Origin of the sequence: Amycolatopsis albidoflavus (genome assembly GCF_039525725.1) — a bacterium.
Classification (GTDB): domain Bacteria; phylum Actinomycetota; class Actinomycetes; order Mycobacteriales; family Pseudonocardiaceae; genus Amycolatopsis; species Amycolatopsis albidoflava.
The window spans coordinates 49,418-67,698 of record NZ_BAAAHV010000002.1 but is presented as its reverse complement, the minus strand read 5'-3'; the positions used below and the strand labels follow the sequence as shown (position 1 = coordinate 67,698).

Below are 18,281 nucleotides of genomic sequence, written 5' to 3'. Positions count from 1 at the left end.
CCTCAAGAAGCCCCTCACGGACTTGCCCCGCACCCCCGGGTCTATTCCGAGCGCAACGTGTCCAGCCGCGTCACCTGGCGCAGCAGCGGCAACGTCAGCGCCGTCACCAGCAGCACCGCGGCCACCGCGGCCCCGGCCAGCCCGGCCAGGACTCCGCCGTCCACCATCATCGGCATCTTCGCCAGCCGCAGGATCGGCGCGGTCAAGCCGAGCCCGGCCCCGACGGCCAGCACCACCCCGACCACCACCGGAACCGCCGTCTGCCACAGCGATCCGCGGGCCAGCACGCCGATCGGCACGCCGGACGCGGACAGCGCCGCCAGCGGACGACGCCGCTCGCTGATCTGCTCGATCGACAGCATCAGCAGGCTCATCGCGGCCACCGCCAGCACGAAGAGCGACGCGGTCAGCAGCACCGCGCGGAAGCTCGCCATCATCCGCTCGTCGCGGCCGGAGAAGTCGGCCATGTAGTCCGTCTTGCCGACTTCTGCCTTCCACGCCAGCGGGCGCAATTCCGTCGCGACCCGGTCGATCAGCGCATCGGCTCCGCCGGCGCCCGCGACCAGCAGTTGCAGGCGTTCCCCCGGCGCCTGGATGCCGCCGAGCGCGCCGGGCGTGATCATCAGGTCGCCGGACACGCCCTTCGCGTCGTTGGCCGAGGACACCACCCGGATGTTGTCCGGAACCGTCCACTTCGGACCGTCGACCTCGACGTCCTTGCGGTAGTCGGTCATCCGCAACTCGCCCTTCGGGGCGGGCTGGGCCGACGAGCCCGTGACATAGAAGACGTCGCCGTCCGCACAGTCGCCGATGTTCGCCTGCGTCTTCAGCGCCACGCAGTCCCCGAGAGTGCCGAAGACGTGCTGTTCACCGGACTTGAACTGCACGGATTTGGCGCTGTGCACACCAGTCACCCCGGCCACCCCGGACAGCCGCTGCCGGACCTCGGCCTCGTGCGCGGTCGTCGTGTCCACTCGCACCGGCGCGGCCGCGACGCCGTCCGGCGTGTGGTACGCCCTCGAGGTGCGGTTGGTCATCGACGTGAGCACGCCCTGGACCAGGATCGTCCCCGCCAGCACCACGACCAGCCCGGACACCACCCGGCTGGCGGTGCCGCTGTCGAGCTGCAGCCGGCGCACCGCGAGCTGCCACGACGGCGGCCCGCCCTGCAGCCGCTCCACGATCCGTTCGACCAGCCACGGCAGCAGCGCCGCGACGCCGATGAGCAGGAACACGCTGCCCACCGCGAGCGCCATCGCCGCGCCCTGGTCCCCCGACCCCGGCGCCACGACAAGCGTCCCGAGCAGGAACACCACGCCGATCCCGGTGATCGTCCAGCGCCACCACATCCGCCGCCGCACCGGTTTGCCTTGGCGGACCACGCCGAGCGGTTCGACGATCGTCCGGCGCAGCCCGAACAGCGCCGAGCCGACCGCGAGCCCGGGCACCAGCAGCACGATCACGAGCAACGAAATCCACGACGGCGTGAAGTCGTCCGCGAACACGCGCAGGCCGAACGGCAGCCAGTCCCCGATGAACGGCCGCAGCGCGTAGAACAGCGCACCGCCCGCCACCAGCCCGATCACCGCGCCGACCAGCGATTCCGCCGCCGCGACCCGCTTGATCGACCGGGCGTCCACCCCGATCAGCCGGAGCGCGGCGAGCCGCCGTTCGCGTTGCGCCGCGCCCATTCGCGACGCGGTGGTCACGAAGATCAGCAACGGCAGCAGCAGCACCGCGGCGATCGGCGCGATGACCATCCACATCACCAACGGCAGGGTGAACCCTTCCGCGGGCTTGCCGTAGGCGTAAACGCTGCTGGCGTTTTCGCCCTCGGCCTTGATTTCCGCGGGGGTCGACCCGTAGTACGCCGTCAGGTCGGCGGCGTCGCTGACGCCCGGTTCGGCGATCTGGCCGACCACGTTCCCCGGCAGCCGCGCCTTGACCGACGCGCCGTCGGCCGAGTTCAGCTTCTCCGCCAGCGCCGGCGACACGATCACCTCGCCCGGCGCGGGCAGCCGGTCGAGCCCCGGCGGCACCGGCGAATTCGGCCCGGTCGGCGCCACCGCGGTCAGCTGGAGGAAGTCCGCGCCGACCGACGGGTACCAGCGATACGTCGCCAGCGGCGCGATCCCCTCGCGCGGCGCCGTGTCCTGCTTGATCGCCGCCGCGCGGTCCGCCCGCGCGTTCACCAGGTGGCTCACCGAAGCGGCGGGCAGGAGCACGGCGACCGCGAGCGCGATCCCGAACGCGGTCATCGCGAGCCGCAGGAGCGCCGAGCCGGACATCCGGCCGCCCCCGACGGCCAGCCGGAGTCCCAGCAGCAGATCCCGCGTCATGCGACCAGCTCCCGGTCGACCGTGCGCCCGTCCCGCACCACGATCTCGCGGTCGGAGTACGCCGCGACCCGCGGTTCGTGCGTCACCAGCACCACCGCGGCGTGCGTTTCCCGCGCCGCCTGGGTGAGCATCTGCATGACCTTCTCGCCGTTGAGCGAATCGAGCGCGCCGGTCGGCTCGTCGGCGAAGACGACCTTCGGCCCGGTCACCAGCGCCCGCGCCACCGCGACGCGCTGCGCCTGCCCGCCGGAAACGTCGCCCGGGCGGCGCTTCGCCAGGTTGTCGACCTCGAGCCGGGCGAGCCATTCCGTCGCCTTGGCCTCGGCCGGCCCGCGCTTCGCCCCGGTCAGCCGCAGCGGAAGCGCGACGTTCTCCAGGCAGGTCAGCTCCGGAACGAGCTGGCCGAACTGGAACACGAAGCCGAATTCGGTGCGCCGCAACGCACTCCGGCCCTTGTCGTCCATCGCGACCAGGTCCTGGCCGCCGTACTGGATGACGCCCGAGTCCGGCCGGACGATCCCGGCGAGACAGTGCAGCAGCGTCGATTTCCCCGAACCGGACGAGCCCATGATCGCGAGCACTTCCCCCGCCGAGACGGCCAGCGCCGCCCCGTCGAGCGCCCGCGTCTGGCCGAACGATTTGTGCAGCCCGTTGCCCACGAGCAACGGAGTTCCCGGCCTGGTCATCAGCGCACCGCCTTCTCGAGTTCGCCGAGCCGGGCCGCGGTGAGCTCGAGCCACCGCAGGTCCGCCTCAAGATGGAAGAGCGCGTGGTCGCAGATCAGCTGATCGGCGAGGTCGCCCTCGTACTTCCGCTTCGTGAGCGAGCGCATCACCTTGAGGTGCTCGCTGCGCTGGACGTCGAGCACGTCGGTGGCGTCGCGGCCGGACAGCAGCGCGAGGACCACCTTCGTGTACAGCGTGTTCTGCAGGTACGGCTCCGGGTTTTCCGGAGTGCCCAGCCAGGTCTCGACGTCGGTGACCCCGGCGTCGGTGATCGTGTAGCGCTTGCGCTCGGGTCCTTCTCCGCTCTCGACCCCCGCGACCTCGACCATGCCGTTGCGCAACAGGCGCGACAGCGTCGAGTAGACCTGGCCGTACGCGAGCGGGCGGTCGTGCCCGAACTGCTCGTCGTACGCCCGTTTCAGGTCGTACCCGTGTCTCGGCCCCGACTCGAGCAACCCGAGCAAGGTATGTGAAACCGACATTCCCCTGTTCCTCCCTTGACCCCGGAATCCCGGGGGTGAAGATCACTATACAACACGGGTATACGCGCCGTGTATACCACCGCAGAGTAGTGCATCAGGGCAGGTCAGGGAGTTTCTAGCGGCGCGTCGGCGGGAGCCGCTACTTCCGCTCGCCGAGGTCCGCCCGGAGGCGCGTCAGCAGGTCCGCGGTCGTCTTCGCGCGGTCCGGCTCCCGGCTCGCGATGGTGTGCGCGAGGATGTCGGTGACGATCGACGCGGTCAGGGTTTCGCCGGTGAATTTCGTCGGGGAATCCGGGGCCGGCAGCACCACGCGGACCCGGGATTCGAGGTCCGCCGACAGGTCGCTCGTCACGAGCACTACCGCCGCGCCGACTTCCTCCGCGTAACGCAGGATCAGCTCGACATCGCGGTTCTGCCGAGCCGGGACGTACACGAGCACCGCGTCGTCGGCGCCCAGCGGGAGCAATGCGTCCGCGAGCCGGAACCCCGTGTCGTCGCAGTGCCGCGTCACCAGCCCGCGGCGGGCGAGCCGGAACGCGGCGTACTCGGCGCACACCGACGACAGCCCGAGCCCCCAGGTGAACACCATCCGCGCGTCGAGCAGCAGTTGCGCCGCTTCCTCGACCGCCTCCGGCGCGAGCTGCCGCTGCATTTCCTGCAACCGCTCCGCGCTGTCGGCCATCACCCGGTCGATCTGGCGCGACCCGGTGGACCCGAGGTTCTCGATCGCCGCGCTCAGCCGGACGGTCGGCTCGGTGCGCGCGGTGAACGTCTGGCCGAGGTGGCGCTTCAGCTCCGGCAGACCGGAATAGCCGAGCGCTTTCGCCGTGCGGACGACGGTCGCGTCGCTGGTCCCGGCCGCCGCGCCGAGATCGCCCGCCGAGGAGAACAGGACCTCGTTCGGGTTGGCCAGCATGAACCGGGCGACCTGGCGTTCCGCGGGCTTGAGGTCGTCGAGCCGGGCGCGGACGTGGTCGTCGAAGTGGTCGCCGCCGAGATAAGTAGTGGACATGACACCCTTGACTGGACGTAGTGGCTACTACAAGATGCCGGAAGGTTCTCCGTTGTGTAGTGAACCCTACCTGCCGGCTCGACGAGGAGCACTCATGAGGACAGATCAGCCCCTGGTACGGCTGCGCGGCGTCGGCAAGTCGTTCGGATCGGCCCGGGTGCTGACCGGGATCGACCTCGACGTCCGGCGCGGCGAGGTCGTCGTGGTCATCGGCCCGTCCGGGTCCGGGAAATCGACGCTGTGCCGCTGCGTCAACCGGCTCGAGACCGCGGACGAGGGCTCGATCGAGATCGAGGGCCGCCCGCTGCCCGCCGAGGGCGCGGAGCTGGCACGGCTGCGCGCGGACGTCGGCATGGTGTTCCAGTCCTTCAATCTCTTCGCGCACAAAACCGTGCGGGACAACGTGATGCTCGGCCCGGTCCGCGTGCGCGGGCTGAGCCGCGCCGCGGCGCACGAACGCGCCGACGAACTGCTGGAACGGGTCGGCGTCGGCGCGCACGGCGACAAGTACCCGGCACAGCTGTCCGGCGGGCAGCAGCAGCGGGTCGCGATAGCCCGCGCACTGGCGATGGAGCCGCGCGTGCTGCTGTTCGACGAACCGACCAGCGCGCTCGACCCGGAGATGATCCACGAGGTGCTCGACGTGATGACCGCGCTCGCCGCCGACGGCATGACCATGATCGTGGTGACCCACGAGATGGGCTTCGCCCGCAAGGCCGCCGACCGCGTCGTGTTCATGGCTGAGGGCCGGATCGCCGAATCCGCCGCGCCGGACGTCTTCTTCGGCTCGCCGCAAACCGAACGCGCGCGCGATTTCCTCGCCCGCGTGCTCAGCCACTGAGGTGTTCGAACGCCTGCCTGGAGGACCCTGATGCCCGCTCCCCTCCCCCGCCGGACCGCGTTGCGCGCCGGTCTGTTCGCCGCCGGCGCGGTCCCGTTGCTCGCGTCCTGCAGCGGCGGAACCACCCGTACCGCGGGCAATCCCGCCTACGCCACGCTCGACCAAGCCGACGCCGTCGCACGCGGCCCGGTCGGCGTGGACCTGCCGGAAACGCCGACGCTGCGCCGGATCCGCGGCCAAGGCGTGCTGCGGCAGTCCGGTTCGGTGACCACACCCGGGTTCGGCATGATGAACCCGGCGACCGGCAAGATCACCGGCTTCGACATCGGAATCGCGCAACTGCTGGCCAAATACCTGCTCGGCACGCCTGAGGTGGACACCATCACCGGCGGCGCCGACACGCGCGAAGCGATCCTGCAGAACCAATCCGTCGATGTCGCCGTCTGTACTTACACGATCAGCAAAAGCCGGGCGCGGCTCGTCTCCTTCGCCGGGCCGTACTACGTCGCGCGCTCCGGCATCGTCGTCGGCGCGGACGGTCCGCAGGTCACCGCCGTGCGGGATCTGGCGGGCAAAGACGTCGCGGTCCAGCCTGGCGCGGCGCAAGAAGCGCTGCAGAAGGCGTGTCCGCAAGCGCGTGCGGTGGTGTTCGAGGAATCGAGCCAGTGCGCCGCCGCGGTGCGGCAGGGCCGGGTCCAGGCGTGGTCGGCGAACACCGCGATCCTGCTCGGCAAGGCAGCGGTCGACGCGCGGCTGCGGATGACGCTCGCGACGTACGGCAGCAGCCCGTTCGGCATCGGGCTGCCGAAGGACGATCCCGCGTTCAAGCAGATCGTCGTCGGTTTCCTGCAACGCATCACCGCCGACGGAAGCTGGCGGCGGCTGTGGGAACAGACCGTCGGCCCGCTCGTGTCCGGTCCCGCCCCCGAGCCGCCCCGGCCCGGCTCAGTCCCCGGCTCCTGAAGGGAGATCGCCCGTGCTTTCCGGTCATGCTGGGGAAATCCTCGGCGGTTTCACCACCACTCTGCTGCTCACCGCGTGCGCCTTTCCGCTCGCGCTCGTCCTCGGCTGCGTCGTCGCGATCTGCCGGATCAGCCCGGTCCGGCCGCTGCGCATCGCCGGCCGGCTTTACGTCGATCTCGTCCGCAACTCGCCGTTGCTGCTGATCGCCGTGCTGCTCATCTTCGGGCTGCCCGACGCGGGCGTCCTGATTCCGTTGTTCTGGTGTCTGGTGCTCGCGCTCGGCGTCTACTTCGCCGCGTACGTCTGCGAAACCATTCGCTCGGGCATCCGCGCGGTGGATCGCGGGCAGGTCGAGGCGGCCAGGGCGATCGGGCTGCCGTTCCGCCGCGTCGTACTGGATGTCCTTCTGCCGCAAGCGTTTCGGGCGATGGTGCAGCCGCTGGGCACGATCCTGATCAACGTCGCGCTCGGGTCGGCACTCGGCGCGGCCGTCGGCGTGGACGAACTAACCCTCGAAACCCGCTCGTTCAACCTCGAGACCGCCGAGCCGATCCTGGCCTTCGCCGTCGCGGCCTGCGGTTATCTCGTCATCAACCTGGCCGTCAGCGGGGTCGTGCGGCTCGTCGAGCGAAAGGTCCGGGTGCTCCGGTGAACGACGACATCCTCTTCGACGCGCTCGGCCCGAAGGCCAAAGCCCGGCTGCGCACCGTATCGATCCTTTGCGGACTCGTATTGCTCGGGCTGCTGGCACTGGTCCTCGTGCGGCTCGGCGCCTCCGGCCAGCTCGACCCGGCCCGGTGGGCGATCCTGGTCGACGGCGCGATGCTGCGGTTTCTGTTGCAGGGCTTGGCGATGACGCTGCTGGTCGGCCTGGTGTCCACCGTTCTGTCGGTCGCGGTCGGGGTGCTGCTCGCGCTCGGCCGGTTGAGCCGGAAACGGTGGCTGAGCTGGCCGTCCGCCACCGTGATCGAGTTCTTCCGTGCGATGCCGCTGTTGCTGATCCTGTTCTTCTTCATGTTCGGGCTGCCGCTGCTCGGCGTCCGGGTGCCGATCTTCTGGCAGCTGGTGCTGGCGATCGTCGCGCACGCCGGCGCGATCTTCGCCGAGATCGTGCGGGCCGGGATCCTCGCGGTGGGCCGCGGGCAGAGCGAGGCCGGGCACGCGATCGGCCTGCGGCACTGGGAGACCATGGCGTTCGTCGTGCTCCCGCAGGCGGCCCGCGCGCTCGCGCCCGCGCTGATCAGCCAGACCGTGCGGGTGATCAAGGAATCCAGCCTCGGCTACGTCGTCGGCATCGCCGAACTGCTGAACAACGGCAAGGTGCTCGGCGAGTTCAGCGGCGATTTCATCCAGGCGTACGTCGGGGCCGGGCTGCTCTACATCGTCGTCAACATCCTTCTTTCGCGGGTCGCCGAACGGCTCGCGAACCGCAAGAAAACACTCGTCCGGGAGCCTTCGTGACCTCTGCTTTCCCCTCCGCCGCCCCGTCCGAAGCGGGCCTCGACGCCCAAGGCGTGCGCGGTTTCCTGGAGCGGCTGACCGCCGACGGGATCTCGCTCGACAGTCTCCTGGTGTACCGGTCGGGCAAGCTGGCGTTCGAGCACTACTGGTGGCCGTATCGCGCGGACCGTCCACATACGACACATTCGGCGACGAAGTCCTTTGTCGGCACGGCGATCGGGCTCGCGCTGGACGAAGGATTGCTGCGCCTGGACGATCATCTGGTTTCGTTCTTCCCGGAACTCGTGCCGTCCGACGCGTCGGAGCATCTGCGCGCGATCACCGTCGAAGACCTGCTGACCATGCGGACCGGCCACCGCGTCGGCCTGTCCGGCAAAACCTGGCGGCTGCTGAAGACCAGCTGGGTGCGGGAGTACCTGCGCACTCCCGTGGACCTCCCTCCGGGCAAGGCGTTCACGTATTCCAGCGCGACCTCGCACATGCTGTCCGCCATCGTGCAGCGGACGTCCGGCCACTCGGTCTTCGACTATCTGCGGCCAAGGCTGTTCGAACCGCTCGGTTTCGCCGGGCACAGCTGGGACACCGACCCGGAAGGCATCTGCTCCGGCGGGAACGGCCTCAGCCTGCGCAGCATCGACTTCCTGAAGTGGGGCGTCCTGCACCTGCACGACGGACTCTGGCAGGGCGAGCGGATCCTGCCCGCGGGCTGGGTGCGCGAGGCCACCGCGTGGCACGTCCAGAACGCCGACGCCGGAACCTGGAACGGCACCGAATTCGTCCCGGTTTCCGGCGCCGAGGCGGACGAACGGCCGGAAGGCTACGGCTACCAGCTGTGGCTCGACGCCGACGGCGGCTACCGGGCGTCCGGCATGTTCGGCCAGGACGTCTTCGTGCTCCCCCAGCACGACGCGGTGGTCGTCACGACCGGCAGCATCACGCACGGAAAGCACCGGCTGCTGTCCGGATTGGTGCACGATCTGCTGGTGCCCGCGTTCGACGGCGAACCGTCCACTGTGGCCGATTCTTCACTGGCTGCTGATCTGTCCGACGTCGCCGCCCCTGCACTTTCGCCGACGTCCGTTGCGCTGGACGGCCAGCGGTACGAGTGCGAGTCCAATGAGGACGGACTCTCGGAGATCTCGTTCACAGTGGACGAAGATGTTCTCGTGGTGACCTTGGACGACGCCCGCGGCCGCCATTCGGTCCGCTGTGGACTGTCCACGTGGGTCGAGTCGGACACCGGCATCAGCACTTGGCAGCTGCACCACTCGTACCAGGCCGAATCGACCCGCGTCCTCGCCGCGGCTCAGTGGCGTGCTCCGCGCGAATTGGTGCTGGAGTGGTATTTCGTGGAATCGCCGTTCCACGACACCGTCACCATCGAGTTCGGCGACGGCCAGTTGCGCTGGCACCGTCGCACCAATGTCAACAGTGGACCGACCGAGCGTCCGGTGGTCACCGCCACGCTCGGGTAAGCCACCGAAGCTGGTCGAGCGCGTCCCATACCGGCAGGCCGGTAGCAGCCCGCAAAGCGGCGCTGTAGGGCGGGAGGTTGGCGCATTCGACTACGAGCGCGCCAACCTCTGGACCGACCGCCCGCACGGACTCGCGGATATCTCGTTCCGCGAGCCGAGGGTCGATGGCAAGGCCGTTCCGCAGCGCCGGGAGGAAATGCCGCGTCCCGGACAGATCCAGCACCTCGACGCGCTCCGGGGCAATCCCCGCCGCGGCCAGTCTGGCGGGGGTGAGAAGGTCCGCGATCGCCGTGATCACCCCGATTTTCCGGGGCGCGACGGCCTTCAGCAGCGGCGGTGCCTGCAGCAGTGGGGAGACCGCCACCGGAGCGGCGAACCGTGCGGCCAGGTCGTGCTGGAGGGTGGTCAGGAGGCCGCAGGTGGTGGTGAGGATCGTCGCGCCGCGCTCGATCAACGCCTGCCCGGCCTCGGCGAGGGACGGCAGCATTTCGCGCTCGCGGCCGTCGAAGACCTGCTGCATCGAGGTGCCCGCCGCCGTTTCGAAGACGACGGGTTCCGAGTAGGTCTCCGGACAGCCGACGTCGCCGCGGATCCTCGCGCGACGGCCGCCGATCACGATTACGCCGAGCACGGCGCGAGCTCCGAGCGCACCTGCGATCCCGCCGCTCCGAGCGCTGCCGGGTTCATCGCCGGCCGCCGTTCACGAGCCGAACTCAGAGCGCAGCACCGGCAAAACCTCTTTGCCCAGCAATGCCACCGCGGCCAGCGCGTCCGGGCCCATCGGCGGGCCGAACGACAAATGCCGCGCCCCCGCCTCGATCAACGTCCCGCACTGCTCGATCACCTCGGCCGCCCCGCCCGCGATCCCCAGGCCGAGCATCGTCGAGGACGTGAGCACCGTGTCGATCGCGGCGTCCTCGTCACCGTCGAGCACCAACTGCTGGGTCCGCGCGAATTCCTCCGGATCGAGGCCGTTCGCGACCAGTGCGTCGGTGCTCAGCGAGCCGCTGTAGTGCGCGATGTGCCGGGCGAGCAATCGTCGCGCCGCGGCCGCGTCGGTGTCGATCGAGCACCACAGGCACGCGGCGACATCGAGCTCGGCCATCGCGCGTCCCGCCTTCGCGGCACCGGCGCCGATCTGCTCCATCGCGCGGTAAACCTGGCGCGGCGGCAGGCAGAGCGGCAGCGCGCCGTCGGCGTACCGGCCGGTCATTTCCAGCATCCTGGGTCCCATCGCACCGACGTAGATCGGCACTGGGCGCGGCTGCTGGATCCGTGCTTGCCCAGACCAGAAATCCCCTGCCCCGGGCACGCCCGCGGGACTGCGGCCGCAGGTCAGCTCGCGGATCGCGACGATCGCTTCCCGCGTGCGCACCACCGGTTTCGCCGGCTTCAGCCCGGCCCAGCCCAGGAACAGGTCCGAACCCGCGCCGAGGCCGAGCAGGAACCGGTCGCCGGACATTTCCTGGAAACCGCTCGCCAGCTGCGCGATCTGCGCGGGATGGATCGACACCGGGTCGAGCACGCCGGCGCCCACCGAGATCCGGCTGGTCCCCAGCAGCATCGAAGCGAGCCCGGCGATGCCCGGCGGCCCGAAGATGTCGTTGCCCGCCCAGACCTGGTCGAATCCGGCCTCCTCGGCGTTGACCGCCGCCGCGGTCAGGCCGCGCGTCCCGTGGCCCGCCGCGCCGACCCGCACGCTCACTACGAGGTCGCGTTCCATGTTCACCGTCCTTTCTCCGGCAGTGCGCGCACCCGCATGACCAAGTTCTCCGGCGGATCGGGGCAGGCGACGAGCGGTTCGCGGGCCAGCCACGCCGACAGGGGTTCCGGCCCGGCCCGTCCGGCGAGCGCGGACGCGACGGCGGAGATCGCGAACATGCAGAACCCGCGCCCCTCCGGCAGTTCGACGCCGCGGTCGCCGAGGTCGAAGCTGTCCCCGACAGCCAGTTCGCAGGCCGAGTAGTTCATCGATTCGACCGTGCACCGCAGGCGCGCGGTCACGGCCCGACCCGTTCGAGCCGGAGCAGGACGTCGTCGTCCGGGTCGGGGCAGCACACGAACGGCTTGCGCTCCAGCCAATCCTCCGGCGGCCGAGAATCCATTTTGGACATCACGAGCGGGACCGCGGCCAGCATCGCCTGAAGGCAGAACGGCTTGCCGGACGGAATCCGCAACACCGGGCCGGTCACCTCGAACGCGTCGTCCGTCGCGAGACCGCAACGCGGCGAAGCACCCTCTTCGACCACCACGCGCACGGTCGTCACGAAGCAGCTCCCAGCAGTTCTTCGGCGTACCCAGCCCAGTGGAACTTCTTCGCGCCGAAGTGCGCGAGCGCGCCCCACGCGTCCCGGATGACCCGTTCCAGCGGATCGGACTGGTAGATGTAGCGCGAACCGTAGAGATCGACGCACAGGTCGAGGACGCGCCGCAGGGTCTCGCCCGCTTGGCTGTTGGCGACCCGCAGCCGAGCCTCCTCGACCGGATCCAGCACGCGCCCCGGCGTGAAGATCGCCTCGTCGGCGCGGCGGGCGACTTCCTCGATGCCGCGGTACACCAGGTCCGTCTCGGCCGCCGCCTGCCCGAGCTGCTGCTTCGTCGCGGTGTCCAGTGTGGACACCTCGCCGCGGCAGCGCGTGCGGACGGCGCCCAGCGTCAGTTCGACCACGTGCCGAGCCAGCCCGAGGCACACCCCGGTCAGCGGGAAGAACAACAGGCCGACGTGCTTGTTGAGCGGATCCGCGTCCGGGTCCGGCGGAGCCTCCCGGTCGAAAACATGCGTCTCCGGAACGAAAACCGGCTCGGCGATCTCGTACGATCCGCTGCCGGAGCCCCGGATTCCCAGCGCCTGCCAGTTCCCGGCGTGCCGGACCGCGGCGCGCGGAAGCCAGACGCCCAGCAGGATCTGACGGCCGTCGGCACGTCGCACCGGTTCGCCTTCGCGGTAGACGAGACAGCCGCCGACGATGCGCTCGGCCGTCGGGGTGCCGCTCCCCCAGTCCCAGCGGCCGCTCACCAGATAGCCGCCGTCGACGATCTCCGCTCGGCCGGGCGGGTGGAACGAGCCGCCGGTCGGCAGGTCTCGCGTCGGGTACAGCTCGTCGTACGCGGCCTGCCCCAGCCGTCCGGCGTAGTAGCCCGACGCGTTGAGCACCGCGACATTCCAGCCGGCGCCCGCGTCGTGGCGCGCGATCTCCGTGACGACCGCGAGCTGGTCCGCGAGCGGCATTTCGAGGCCGCCGCGGCTCGCCGGGAACCCCATCTGGAACAGGCCCGCTTCGCGGAACGCGCGCATCAGAGTGCCGGAAAGCCGGGCTTCGGACTCGCATCGGTCAGCTTCGGCGCGGACCAGCGGGCCCAGCGCGACGGCGTTGGCCCGCACCGCCGCGCTCGACAACGGGGCCTGCCATTCGTTCCCCCGGACCTCGCCGGGCGTTGCGTAGGTCGACGTCATAGCCGGTATTCTTCATCGCACCGGAGCGCACTGTCAACTATTCGGGACCGGTCAGCCGCCGCGGCGGCTGGGCTATGCTGGCGGCTTGCGCACCTCGACCGACGACCCGCTGTTCGACCCGAAACCGCAGGGCCTGCTCTTCAGCATGTTCGGCGCCTACCTGCACCCGAGGACGGCGCCCATGTGGTCCGGCGGGCTCGTCGTGCTGCTCGAAAAGTTCGGCGTCACCACCGCTACCGGCCGGATCACACTCAACCGGATGGTGCACCGCGGGCTCGCCGAACGGCACCGCCGCGGCCGCGCGATCTCCTACACGCTCAGCCCGCGCGCGCTGCATCTGCTCGAGGACGGCGACAACCGGCTCGCCACGCTCGCGGCGGCCGACGACACGCCCAAGACCTGGACCGTCGTGTGGCACAACCTCGGCGACAGCCGCAAGGCCGACCGGTCGAATTTCGTCAAGCAGCTGCGGTTCCACGGGTTCGGGCAGCTGCAGGAAGCCGTGTGGGCCTCGCCGAAGGACTATCTGCGCGAGGTGAAGGACTACGCGAAACTGCTCGGCATCTCAGACGAGGTCGCGATTTTCCAATGCCGGCTGGACGAGGAGACCGTGCCCGCCGCGCTGCTGAGCCATCTGTGGCAGCTCGACGACCTCGCCGGGCAGTACGAACGGTTCGCCCGGCGCTACGCCGCGCTCGCGACCGAACCGGAATCGGCGCCGGAAGACGCGTTCCTCGCGTGCACCACGATGCTGCACACGTTCCGGTCCTTCGCGAACCTCGACCCGGAGCTCCCTCCACTGTGGACACCGCACGCCGGAGCGCGGGCGAAGGCGCTCGCGGTGTACCACGAGGTCCTCGACGCGCTCCGGCCGCGCGCGGCCGCCTACTTCGCCGAGGCGGTCGACCCCGCGTCCGCGACCCCCTGACCGGGCAGCACCCGGTACTGTCCGTTGTAGAACAGCAACGGGTCCCGCTCGGCCAGCTTGGTCGCCACGACGCAGCCGATCACGATCACGTGGTCGCCCTTCACCAGCGTCGAGTCCACTCGGCACAGCAGCCCGGCCGGAGCGTCCCGGATCACCGGAAGCCCATGCGCGAACTCGAAAGCTTCATCGTCCACAGCGGGCTGGGACCGGGCCAGCCGCTCGGAATGCCGCTGGTGGTCGTCAGCCAGCACGCAGACGCTGAAGAACCCTCGCCGCTCGATCGCGGCGCAGGTCCGCGAACCGGTCTTCAAGCACACCAGGATCAGCGGCGGGGCAAGGGAAACCGAAGTGAACGAGTTGACCACCGCGGCGAACGTCCGGTCCTCGTCGGCAGTGGCCACGACGGTCACTCCGGTCGCGAACCCGCGCATCACCGCGCGCAAGCTGCCCGGGTCCACCGGATCGGTCTCGTGCGCCACCACGCCGGAACCCAGCCGGTTCGCCGTCATCGCCGCTCCCCTTCCGTCTCGAATTCCCGCGCGCTGTTTCGCAGCAGCAGCGTGCAGACCGCGAGGATCCCCGCGAGCACCACGCCGAACAACGGAACCGACCACACCGCCTGTCCGGAGACGTCGAAGAAGAACACCGCCGCCGCGGGCGCGAATCCGCTGATGGCCGCACCGGTCTGGTACGCGAGCGAAACGCCGCTGTAGCGGACCTTGGTCGGGAACAGGCTCGCGAAATAGACCGGCGTCGGCCCGGTGATCAGCGCGTTGATCACCCCGGCGACGGCGAACGCCGCGAAGAACGCGACCTGGCTGTGTCCCGCGATCACGCCGAAGAGGACGAAGTTGAACACCGCGGTCAGCACCGCGCCGAGCACCACCGCTTTGTGCGCGCCGATCCGGTCGGCGAGCGCGCCGGCGAAGATCACCGCGGCGGCGACCGCCGCGACCAGCAGGACCTGCCCGGCCAGCGCCTGCGAACCGGACCAGCCGTTGTCCTTGCTGTAGGTGATCGCGAAGGTGAGCAGGATGTAGATGAGGCCGTTCGTGCCGACGCTCAGGCCAGTCGCCAGCAGGAGCGCACGCGGATGTTCACGAAACAGCACCCGCAACGGCGTCCGGCCGGCTTTCCCGGCGCCGACCTCGGAGACGAAGTCCTTGGTGTCGCGGGTGCGCGCCAACGCCAGAATGCCGATCAGCGTGACGATCCCGCCCGCCAGGAACGGGACGCGCCAGCCCCAGCTGAGCAGCGCGCTTTCCGGCATCGCCGCCGAAACGGCCGTGAACGCGCCGATCGCGAGCAGCGCGCCGAGACTCTGGCCCATGCCGGAGTAGCTGCCGAACACGCCGCGTTTGCCCGCCGGCGCGTTCTCGACGCCGTAGACGATCGCGCCGCCGCTCTCGCCTCCGGTCGCCAGTCCCTGCACCAGCCGCAGCACCACCAGGAGAACCGGAGCCCACCAGCCGATCTGGCGGTACCCGGGCAGCAGGCCGACGAGCGTCGTCGCCGTGCCCATCGCGACCAGCGAAGCGAGCAGCACGGGACGGCGGCCGTAGCGGTCGCCGAAATGCCCGGACAGGATCCCGCCGAGCGGGCGCGCCACGAAGCCGACGCCGAAACTCGCGAGCGCGAGCAGGGTGGCGGTCAGCGGGTTGGCCACCGGGAAGAACACCGGGCCGAACATGATCGACGCGGCGATGCCGAACAGCATGAAATCGTAGTACTCGAGGGCTGTCGCGCCCGCCGCCACGAGGAACGCGGAGTTCCCCCTCGCGTGTTCGGTCGCCGGATTTTTCCGTGGGTCGATGGTGATTTCGCGAGAGTTGTCCGCCACCCCGCACCTCCTGTGCGCCCGGTCGTCTTCGCTGACGTGGTGTGGTGGGCGGCGGCCGAGGCCGCGCTGCCCGGGTAGCGCGGTAATCTACATGACAGCCTACTGCGATGTCTATTAACCGCGTACGGTACCGGGCATGGCAGCCGATCCCGCGTCCCGGTTTTTCGCCGAACGGTTCCGTCCCGCCGGAGTCCGGCTGGGTTTGCTCGTGTTGTCCGAATGCGACATCGCCGTCGCGGAAGCAGCCGCGCAGGTGCTGTCCGCGCACGGGCTGCGCCCGGCTCGGCGGCTGGCGAAACTCCGGCCGCGGCTTGGGTTTCCGGCGGTGACCACGCGGGAGGTGGTCGGGTTCCTGGAGCGGTACGGGCATGAGTACTGCGCGGCCTGGCTGCCGGAAGCGACTGCGGACGGGCAAGATCTTGACCAGAACGCGATCGAACAAGCCGGGCGGGCGAGCGGTTGTGCCGTCGTGTGGTACCGGCGCTCTTGACCACAGCCGCAGCCGACGTACGCTCCCCCGATGAGCCGCTTGGCCGGGATCGCCTCGCTCGTGCGGGAGCGCGGGGAACGGATGGTGCACGCCGACGACGACGTGGACGAGGTCGTCGGCGCGTGCAGTTCCGCCCTGCGCCCGCACACGCTGCGGGTCCGCGAGCGCCGGCTTTCCGCGCGGCTCGACCACCTCGCCGCCGGTTCGGTCTCGCTGAACCGGCTGCGGTACGGCGCGGCCGTGAGCATCTCGGAACTGGCTCCCGAACAGGACGAGTTCCTGCTTTCGCTGCCGGTGGGCGGCCGGGCGCGGTTCGCCTACGGTGCGACCAACGCGGTGCTGCGGCCGGGAGCGGCGTCGGTCGTGAGCCCGTACCGCGCGTTCCGGCTGGACCTCGACGGCGAGTTCGACCAGGTCGTGCTGCGCCTCGACCGGCCGCTGGTCGAGCGGACCGCCGCGCTGCTCGCCGGGGTGCCCGGCACGATCGCGGTGCAGTTCGATCTTCGAGCGAACGCCGTCTCACCCGGCGTGCTGGCACTGGTCGAGGCCGCGATCCATCTGTCCGGCGGTGGCGCACGGACCGGGCACCTCGAAGCGCTGCTGGCCGAGACGTTGCTGCTCGGCCATCCGAACAGTCTCAGCGAAGCTCTTGCCGCCGAAGCGAAACCGCCGTCGTCAGCGCGGGTCCGGCGCGCGATGGACTACCTGCTGGCACACCTGCCGGAGTCGTTCTCGATGGCGGCGGTGGCCCGGCATTCCGGGGTGTCGCTGCGCAGCCTGCAACTCGGCTTCCGCCGCGAAACCGGCCGCACCCTCAGCGAATGGCTCCGCGAACAGCGTCTCGACCGAGCCCGCGCGCTGCTGGCCGCAGCGGATCCGGCCAGCACCACGGTCACGGCGACCGCAACCGCTTGCGGCTTCGTGCACCTCGGCGATTTCGCCGCCCAGTTCAAGCGCCGGTTCGGCGAATCGCCGTCCGCGGTGCTGCGCAAAACCGATGACGGCGGTTCGCGCAGGCGATAGTCCCGGGACGGCGGGCTGCGCAGACTCTGCGCATCGCAACTCCGCACCGCCTGAGGAGACCGCCGTCATGCCACTATCCCTTGAGGACAAGCTCGCGATCGTCGAGCTTTCGAACACACAAATGCGCGCCCTCGACAACCACGACGTCGACGGCTGGGTCGATGCCTGGGTCCCGGATGGACAGTTCATTTCCACCTACGGCACCTTCACCGGCCGCACCGAACGGACCGAGTTCATCAAGGGACACATCGCCGCGGGCAAAGAGGACGGTGCCCGCCACCTCCTGACGAACTACGTCGTCACCGGCGACGCCGACCGCGCGACCGTCACCTGCCTGGTCACCAAACTTCAGGTAGAAGCGCCGCCCTTCATCATCGCGACCGGCGTCTACCAGGACGTCGCAGTCCGCACCGCCGACGGCTGGCGCTTCGAATCCCGCCGCCTGGACATCGACCGCGGCGTCTTCGCCCGCGCCGAGGCGGCCGCCCGATGACGGACCTGGCCGCCGAACGGTGGGGAGAATCCGGCCCGCCGATCGTCATGGTGCACGGCAGCCTGAGCTCGGCCGCCGCCGCTGTCGGCGAGCAGAAAGCGCTCGCGGACCGATTCCGGATCATCGCCCCGTACCGCCGGGGATACCAGCCCAGCCCGCCGGCCGCCCGGATCGACCCGGACCGCGACGCCGCCGACGTAGCCGAACTCCTCGGCGACGGCGCGCATTTGCTCGGCACCTCGATGGGCGGCGTGGTCGCCATGCGGGCCGCCGCTCTCGCACCGGACAAGGTCTGGTCGCTCACCGTGGTCGAGCCGCCCGCCCTGCCGAACGGCTCCGGCCGTCCCGCCGCCGACCAGCTCGCCACAGCCCTCCGCGACTACTGGGCTGCCAACGCGGACAGCGATCCCGCGACGTTCGTGGCTGGGTTTCTCCGGGTGCTGAACGTCGATCTGCCGTCGCCGCTTCCGCCGCCGATGGCAGAGGCTGCCCGCAACCTGATGACGGAACGGCCGTGGGAGACGGATGTGCCGGTGGAGGCGCTGGCCCGCACGCCGTTCCCGAAGCTGGTGGTGACTGGCGGCGGGACTCCGGGGTTCGAGGATGTCGCCGACGCGCTGGCGGAAGGGTTGTCCGCCAAGCGGGTTCTGTTCCCCGGCAGTCCGCACGCGGTGCAGCGGATCGGGCAGCGGTTCAACGACGAGTTCGTGGCTCATTTAGACGGTTAGGGCGAGGGAGGGCCGGTCCGGCCCTCC

General features: G+C 70.2%; 21 protein-coding genes. 10 read left to right on the top strand and 11 right to left on the bottom strand.

Features of this window, described 5'->3' with window-relative positions; all coding sequences use genetic code 11:
• Nucleotides 1–41: 41 nt before the first annotated feature.
• The 4 genes from ABD156_RS00395 to ABD156_RS00380 form a co-directional block, all read right to left on the bottom strand.
• Complete coding sequence (locus ABD156_RS00395; protein ID WP_344264420.1) at nt 42–2,339, bottom strand: FtsX-like permease family protein; 2,298 nt, start codon at nt 2,337–2,339, stop codon at nt 42–44.
• Nucleotides 2,336–3,025, bottom strand: a complete 690-nt coding sequence (locus ABD156_RS00390; RefSeq protein WP_344264417.1) for an ABC transporter ATP-binding protein — start codon at nt 3,023–3,025, stop codon at nt 2,336–2,338. The genes ABD156_RS00395 and ABD156_RS00390 overlap by 4 nt, the downstream gene beginning before the upstream one ends.
• Complete coding sequence (locus ABD156_RS00385; protein WP_344264414.1) at nt 3,025–3,546, bottom strand: PadR family transcriptional regulator; 522 nt, start codon at nt 3,544–3,546, stop codon at nt 3,025–3,027. Before ABD156_RS00385 ends, ABD156_RS00390 begins: the two co-directional genes overlap by 1 nt.
• Before the next feature lie 139 nt (nt 3,547–3,685).
• Entirely contained in the window at nt 3,686–4,558 is an 873-nt protein-coding gene (locus ABD156_RS00380; RefSeq protein WP_344264411.1) for a MurR/RpiR family transcriptional regulator, read from the bottom strand.
• 94 nt (nt 4,559–4,652) lie between these two features.
• Between ABD156_RS00380 and ABD156_RS00375 the strand changes: the two genes are divergently transcribed.
• Genes ABD156_RS00375 through ABD156_RS00355 form a run of 5 tightly spaced genes read left to right on the top strand, consistent with a single transcriptional unit; the run spans nt 4,653 to nt 9,298 of the window.
• Entirely contained in the window at nt 4,653–5,399 is a 747-nt protein-coding gene (locus ABD156_RS00375) for an amino acid ABC transporter ATP-binding protein (protein ID WP_344264409.1), read from the top strand.
• Between the two features lie 30 nt (nt 5,400–5,429).
• Complete coding sequence (locus ABD156_RS00370; RefSeq protein ID WP_344264407.1) at nt 5,430–6,362, top strand: transporter substrate-binding domain-containing protein; 933 nt, start codon at nt 5,430–5,432, stop codon at nt 6,360–6,362.
• Nucleotides 6,363–6,375: 13 nt separating this feature from the next.
• Nucleotides 6,376–7,014, top strand: coding sequence for an amino acid ABC transporter permease (locus ABD156_RS00365; RefSeq protein ID WP_344264404.1), 639 nt, complete (start codon nt 6,376–6,378; stop codon nt 7,012–7,014).
• Nucleotides 7,011–7,823, top strand: a complete 813-nt coding sequence (locus tag ABD156_RS00360; protein ID WP_344264401.1) for an amino acid ABC transporter permease — start codon at nt 7,011–7,013, stop codon at nt 7,821–7,823. The genes ABD156_RS00365 and ABD156_RS00360 overlap by 4 nt, the downstream gene beginning before the upstream one ends.
• Nucleotides 7,820–9,298 (top strand): serine hydrolase domain-containing protein, encoded by a 1,479-nt coding sequence (locus tag ABD156_RS00355; RefSeq protein ID WP_344264398.1) that lies wholly within the window; start codon nt 7,820–7,822, stop codon nt 9,296–9,298. Before ABD156_RS00360 ends, ABD156_RS00355 begins: the two co-directional genes overlap by 4 nt.
• Here ABD156_RS00355 and ABD156_RS00350 read toward each other — a convergent pair.
• The 5 genes from ABD156_RS00350 to ABD156_RS00330 form a co-directional block, all read right to left on the bottom strand.
• Nucleotides 9,279–9,929: an aspartate/glutamate racemase family protein gene (locus tag ABD156_RS00350; RefSeq protein WP_344264395.1), complete on the bottom strand. Its 651-nt coding sequence runs from the start codon at nt 9,927–9,929 to the stop codon at nt 9,279–9,281. The two genes, ABD156_RS00355 and ABD156_RS00350, sit on opposite strands and share 20 nt — an antisense overlap.
• A gap of 69 nt (nt 9,930–9,998) precedes the next feature.
• Nucleotides 9,999–11,021, bottom strand: a complete 1,023-nt coding sequence (locus ABD156_RS00345; RefSeq protein ID WP_344264392.1) for an LLM class flavin-dependent oxidoreductase — start codon at nt 11,019–11,021, stop codon at nt 9,999–10,001.
• A 2-nt stretch (nt 11,022–11,023) separates the two neighbouring features.
• Nucleotides 11,024–11,302, bottom strand: a complete 279-nt coding sequence (locus ABD156_RS00340) for a TIGR04076 family protein (protein WP_344264389.1) — start codon at nt 11,300–11,302, stop codon at nt 11,024–11,026.
• Nucleotides 11,299–11,565: a TIGR04076 family protein gene (locus ABD156_RS00335; RefSeq protein WP_344264386.1), complete on the bottom strand. Its 267-nt coding sequence runs from the start codon at nt 11,563–11,565 to the stop codon at nt 11,299–11,301. The genes ABD156_RS00340 and ABD156_RS00335 overlap by 4 nt, the downstream gene beginning before the upstream one ends.
• On the bottom strand, nt 11,562–12,752 hold the full coding sequence (locus ABD156_RS00330; RefSeq protein WP_344264383.1) for an acyl-CoA dehydrogenase family protein: 1,191 nt from the start codon (nt 12,750–12,752) through the stop codon (nt 11,562–11,564). The genes ABD156_RS00335 and ABD156_RS00330 overlap by 4 nt, the downstream gene beginning before the upstream one ends.
• Nucleotides 12,753–12,837: 85 nt before the next feature.
• Here ABD156_RS00330 and ABD156_RS00325 point away from each other — a divergent pair, with 85 nt between their 5' ends.
• Complete coding sequence (locus ABD156_RS00325) at nt 12,838–13,680, top strand: PaaX family transcriptional regulator (protein WP_344264380.1); 843 nt, start codon at nt 12,838–12,840, stop codon at nt 13,678–13,680.
• Here ABD156_RS00325 and ABD156_RS00320 read toward each other — a convergent pair.
• The gene (locus ABD156_RS00320; RefSeq protein ID WP_344264377.1) at nt 13,638–14,189 is read right to left on the bottom strand and encodes a flavin reductase family protein; all 552 of its coding nucleotides are present in this window, start codon (nt 14,187–14,189) and stop codon (nt 13,638–13,640) included. The two genes, ABD156_RS00325 and ABD156_RS00320, sit on opposite strands and share 43 nt — an antisense overlap.
• Complete coding sequence (locus ABD156_RS00315) at nt 14,186–15,520, bottom strand: MFS transporter (RefSeq protein ID WP_344264374.1); 1,335 nt, start codon at nt 15,518–15,520, stop codon at nt 14,186–14,188. Before ABD156_RS00315 ends, ABD156_RS00320 begins: the two co-directional genes overlap by 4 nt.
• 136 nt (nt 15,521–15,656) lie before the next feature.
• Here ABD156_RS00315 and ABD156_RS00310 point away from each other — a divergent pair, with 136 nt between their 5' ends.
• From ABD156_RS00310 to ABD156_RS00295, 4 genes are all read left to right on the top strand, one after another.
• Nucleotides 15,657–16,010 carry a hypothetical protein gene (locus ABD156_RS00310; protein WP_344264371.1) on the top strand — a complete coding sequence of 118 codons (354 nt, stop codon included), beginning with the start codon at nt 15,657–15,659 and terminating at the stop codon, nt 16,008–16,010.
• A 30-nt stretch (nt 16,011–16,040) separates the two neighbouring features.
• Nucleotides 16,041–17,033, top strand: a complete 993-nt coding sequence (locus tag ABD156_RS00305; RefSeq protein WP_344264368.1) for an AraC family transcriptional regulator — start codon at nt 16,041–16,043, stop codon at nt 17,031–17,033.
• Nucleotides 17,034–17,100: 67 nt separating this feature from the next.
• Nucleotides 17,101–17,526: a nuclear transport factor 2 family protein gene (locus tag ABD156_RS00300; RefSeq protein ID WP_344264365.1), complete on the top strand. Its 426-nt coding sequence runs from the start codon at nt 17,101–17,103 to the stop codon at nt 17,524–17,526.
• Nucleotides 17,523–18,254, top strand: a complete 732-nt coding sequence (locus ABD156_RS00295) for an alpha/beta fold hydrolase (RefSeq protein ID WP_344264362.1) — start codon at nt 17,523–17,525, stop codon at nt 18,252–18,254. Before ABD156_RS00300 ends, ABD156_RS00295 begins: the two co-directional genes overlap by 4 nt.
• Nucleotides 18,255–18,281: the final 27 nt, after the last annotated feature.

Coding starts and splice junctions, on each gene's coding strand:
- ABD156_RS00330 (WP_344264383.1), bottom strand. CDS start 12,752: ATGACGTCGACCTACGCAACGCCCGGCGAGGTCCGGGGGAACGAATGG.
- ABD156_RS00295 (WP_344264362.1), top strand. CDS start 17,523: ATGACGGACCTGGCCGCCGAACGGTGGGGAGAATCCGGCCCGCCGATC.
- ABD156_RS00345 (WP_344264392.1), bottom strand. CDS start 11,021: ATGGAACGCGACCTCGTAGTGAGCGTGCGGGTCGGCGCGGCGGGCCAC.
- ABD156_RS00310 (WP_344264371.1), top strand. CDS start 15,657: ATGGCAGCCGATCCCGCGTCCCGGTTTTTCGCCGAACGGTTCCGTCCC.
- ABD156_RS00395 (WP_344264420.1), bottom strand. CDS start 2,339: ATGACGCGGGATCTGCTGCTGGGACTCCGGCTGGCCGTCGGGGGCGGC.
- ABD156_RS00370 (WP_344264407.1), top strand. CDS start 5,430: ATGCCCGCTCCCCTCCCCCGCCGGACCGCGTTGCGCGCCGGTCTGTTC.
- ABD156_RS00300 (WP_344264365.1), top strand. CDS start 17,101: ATGCCACTATCCCTTGAGGACAAGCTCGCGATCGTCGAGCTTTCGAAC.
- ABD156_RS00390 (WP_344264417.1), bottom strand. CDS start 3,025: ATGACCAGGCCGGGAACTCCGTTGCTCGTGGGCAACGGGCTGCACAAA.
- ABD156_RS00305 (WP_344264368.1), top strand. CDS start 16,041: ATGAGCCGCTTGGCCGGGATCGCCTCGCTCGTGCGGGAGCGCGGGGAA.
- ABD156_RS00380 (WP_344264411.1), bottom strand. CDS start 4,558: ATGTCCACTACTTATCTCGGCGGCGACCACTTCGACGACCACGTCCGC.
- ABD156_RS00375 (WP_344264409.1), top strand. CDS start 4,653: ATGAGGACAGATCAGCCCCTGGTACGGCTGCGCGGCGTCGGCAAGTCG.
- ABD156_RS00385 (WP_344264414.1), bottom strand. CDS start 3,546: ATGTCGGTTTCACATACCTTGCTCGGGTTGCTCGAGTCGGGGCCGAGA.
- ABD156_RS00320 (WP_344264377.1), bottom strand. CDS start 14,189: ATGACGGCGAACCGGCTGGGTTCCGGCGTGGTGGCGCACGAGACCGAT.